General features: G+C 69.3%; 4 protein-coding genes. 1 reads left to right on the top strand and 3 read right to left on the bottom strand.

The genetic code is table 11. The features are described from left to right. Positions 1 to 612, bottom strand: a 612-nt coding sequence (locus VF536_RS17270; protein WP_331616095.1) for an MHFG family PEP-CTERM protein, incomplete at its 3' end; no start/stop codon positions are given. Between the two features lie 308 nt (positions 613 to 920). On the opposite strand from VF536_RS17270, the gene VF536_RS17265 reads away from it, so the two are divergent. Beyond that, on the top strand, positions 921 to 1,301 hold the full coding sequence (locus VF536_RS17265; RefSeq protein WP_296730760.1) for a response regulator: 381 nt from the start codon (positions 921 to 923) through the stop codon (positions 1,299 to 1,301). Positions 1,302 to 1,395: 94 nt separating this feature from the next. Here the strand turns inward: VF536_RS17265 and VF536_RS17260 are convergent, their stop codons facing one another. Beyond that, on the bottom strand, positions 1,396 to 1,821 hold the full coding sequence (locus VF536_RS17260) for an SWIB/MDM2 domain-containing protein (protein ID WP_331616094.1): 426 nt from the start codon (positions 1,819 to 1,821) through the stop codon (positions 1,396 to 1,398). Positions 1,822 to 2,094: 273 nt separating this feature from the next. Then, a partial coding sequence (locus VF536_RS17255) for a sulfite reductase subunit alpha (protein ID WP_331616093.1) occupies positions 2,095 to 3,376 on the bottom strand: 1,282 nt, incomplete at its 5' end.

Raw genomic sequence — 3,376 nt, 5'->3', positions numbered from 1 at the left:
GCCGCCACCGCCCGCGCCACCGCTGCTGCTGCCCGGGGTGGGCGCAACCAGGCTGGTATCGGAAGTCGCCGTCGGCGGGAGGCCGGCCGTGCGCGCGAAGCTGCCCGGATCGCCCGCGCCGCCGTCCGCGGCACCGGCCGCCGGCGGTTCGAACATCAGCGGATCGTCCTCGTTCTTCGCCGTCTGGGCGCCGCCCGCGGGCGGCTTCAGGTTGCCGCGCGAGATCCGGCTCACGTTGCGGCAGACCGTCGGCACCAGGATGCACTGACCGTCCTCGCAGTACACGAGGCCGCGCTCCAGGGTCTGTGCGGTCCACTTGCCGCGGGTGACGGTCTTGCAGACCGATCCGGCGCCGAAGTGCATGTCGCGGATCTCGGTGCCGTAGTCGTAGCGGCCGACGATGCTGTCGCGATGGATGTCGACGATCTCGTCGTACTGGCGCGCCGCCATGCGGGTCTTGAGCTTGGCGCGCGTGGCCGCCGGGATGTCCTTGTACCGGTCCACGGCCGCAACCAGATCCCCCATGAAGGGATTCACCCCGGGTCGGTCCCAGGAACAGTTCGGCAGCGTCACCGTGGACGCGGCCAACGCGAATGCGGCCACCAACGACATGACAGGTCTCTTTATTCGGCGGCCGCCTCCGTGAGAACACCTCGTCGGGGTCAGGCCTTGCCGGCAGTCTTTCCTGTATCCATCCGTGGGCTTGAATCACGGGATGTGACAGGAATTGGTCGGCAGTGTAGGGAGCGAACCCCCGTCGCTCCTGGCCCTCCCCCTCAGCCGGGGGTGTGCTTGCGCGTGGTTTTTGTCACACCGGTCTCACAGTTCGCACAGACGGGGTAGAAGCACCGCCCGCATGGACAACGCTGCCGCCCCGGAGATTCGCTGTTATCGTTTCGTCTCCCCTGCCCGCCATCGCCATGTCGTCCCCCTCCGCCGCCGCCCGTCACGTCCTCTACGTCGAGGACGACCGCATCAACATCGTGCTGATGGAAGAGGTGTTCCGGCTGATGCCCGGCTGGACCCTGGACATCGCCGAAACGGGTGCGCAGGCGATGGACGCGCTGTCGCGCGTGACGCCCTCGCTGGTGCTGATGGACATGAACCTGCCCGACATGAACGGGCTGCAGCTGATGGCCCTGGTGCGCGCCGAACCGCGGTTCGCCACGCTGCGCTGCATCGCACTGTCCGCCGACGTGATGGACGACCAGCGGCAGCGCGCGCGGGCCGCCGGCTTCCAGGACTACTGGCTCAAGCCGATCGACGTGCGTCAGTTGCGCGCGGCGCTCGAGCGGCTCTGAACCGCTCGCGATCGCGCACGGAGCCCGGACGCAAAAAAGCCCGCGCGAGGCGGGCCTTGTCCGGAATGCGGAAGAGCCTCTCGGCCCCGGCCGCTCAATCCTTCAGGTGGCTGTTGATCAGACGGGTCATCTCGAACATGTCGGCCTTGGCCTTGCCGAAGATTTCCTTCAGCTTGGCGTCGGCGTTGATGACGCGCTTCTGCGCCGGGTCCTGCAGGTTGTGCTTCTTGATGTATTCCCAGACCTTCTTCACCACGTCGGTGCGCGGCAGCGGCTTGTCGCCGACGATCGCGGCCAGCGCGGCGCTGGGGGTCAGGGCCTTCATGAAGGCGGCGTTGGGGGTGCGCTTCTTCGCGGGGGCGGCAGCCTTCTTCGCAGGAGCTGCCGCCTTCGTCGCGGGCGCGGCCTTCTTCGCCGGTGCCGCCTTCTTCGCGGGAGCGGCGGCCTTCTTCGCCGCCGGAGCCGCCTTCTTGGCCGGTGCCGCCTTCTTGGCGGGCGCAGCCTTCTTCGCAGTTGCCATTTCGATTCTCTCCATCAAGGGTTGTTGATGTGCCGGGCCCTGGTGAAGGTCTGACGCCTTCGGTACTCGATGGCACCCTGCGCGGGCAATGGTACTGCGCACCTCTGTCATTGAGAAGGCTTTACCGGGGGGGAAACGGCCTCGAAGTCAACGTCGTCCCCCGTGTTTGTCGCAGGCGCGCATCAATCTCCGCGTGTCCTACGCGCGCCGCAGGTCTTCACCTACGGGGTTCCCCGCGGTCATCGCGTCGTGCGCGCATCGTCGACGACGTGCTCAGTAGACGTCGCGGCGGTAGCGGCCGTCGCGGATGAGGCCGTCGACATCGGCATCGACTAGCGTCTCGCGCAGCACCGCGTCGACCGCGCCGGCCATGCCTTGCAGACTGCCGCAGACGTAGAGCGCCGCGCCGTCCGCGATCCACTCGCGCAGCCGTTGTGCGTGCCGCTCGAGCAGATGCTGCACATGCACGCGCTCGGCCTGGTCTCGCGAGAAGGCCCAGTCCGCGTGGGCGATCAGGCCGTCGCGCTGCCAGGCCTCGATCTCGTCGCGGTAGTGCGCGTCGTGCGCCGACTGACGCTCGCCGAAGAGCAGCCACGCGGGCGCGTTCGTCTTGTCCATGCGGGTCGCCGCGCGTGCTTTCAGATGCGCACGCAGTCCCGCCAGCCCGGTGCCGTTGCCGATGAGGATCAACTTGCGATCGGCGTTCGCGCCGATGCGGAAGCTCGCATGCGCGCGCAGGCGCATCGCCACGGTGCCGTCGAGCGGCGCCCCTCCGGTCAGCCAGCCGGAGGCGAGTCCCGGCGTGCCGTCCTCGCGCGCGGTGCGGCGGACCATCAACTCGACGCGCCCGTCGGTGGGCACCGAGGCGATCGTGTACTCGCGCGGCCGGTGCGCATCGCTGCCGCTGCCAGTGCCGGTGCCGTCGACGCCTTGCGCGCCATCGGCCGCGACGCTCACCTGCACGAGGTCACCTGCTTCCCACGCCGGGAGCGGCGAGCCGTCCGCCGGCGTCAGTTCCAGATGGAACACCGGTCCGCCCTGGCTGCCCGGATTCAGATGTCGCCGCGCGCGCAGACGCCACGGCGTGAAGACCGGCATCTCCCATTCGGCGAGATCAGCCGTGCCCGCGAGGTGGCTGAGCCGTTGGCGCCAGGACGCGAGCGAGTGTTCGTCGGCGCGGTCGGCTTCGATGCGGTCGAACATCGGCCGCGCGCCGCGTTCGCGCAGCCAGGCATCGAGCGCACGGCCGAAGCCGCAGAAGTGCGTGTAGGTCGAATCGCCCAGCGCCAGCACGCCGACCTCGAGCGAGGACAGGTCGAGACCGCCGCCATCGGCCGCCATCAAGTCGCGCGCGAACGGCGCGGCGCTGTCGGGCGCATCCCCTTCGCCGTAGGTGCTGGCGATGAACAGCGCATGCCGCGCGCCGCGCAAGGCCTCGCGATCGATCTCGCCGAGCGCGGCCACGCGCACCGGCATGCCGGCCAGGTGCAGCGCCTTGGCGGTCTGCCAGGCGATCTCCTCGGCCTGGCCGGTCTGGCTCGCATGCAGCACCAGC

It is taken from the genome of Roseateles sp. (assembly GCF_036486225.1).
Classification (GTDB): domain Bacteria; phylum Pseudomonadota; class Gammaproteobacteria; order Burkholderiales; family Burkholderiaceae_C; genus Roseateles.
The sequence above is the reverse complement of the archived record's forward strand: the minus strand, read 5'-3'. Positions and strand labels throughout refer to the sequence as shown.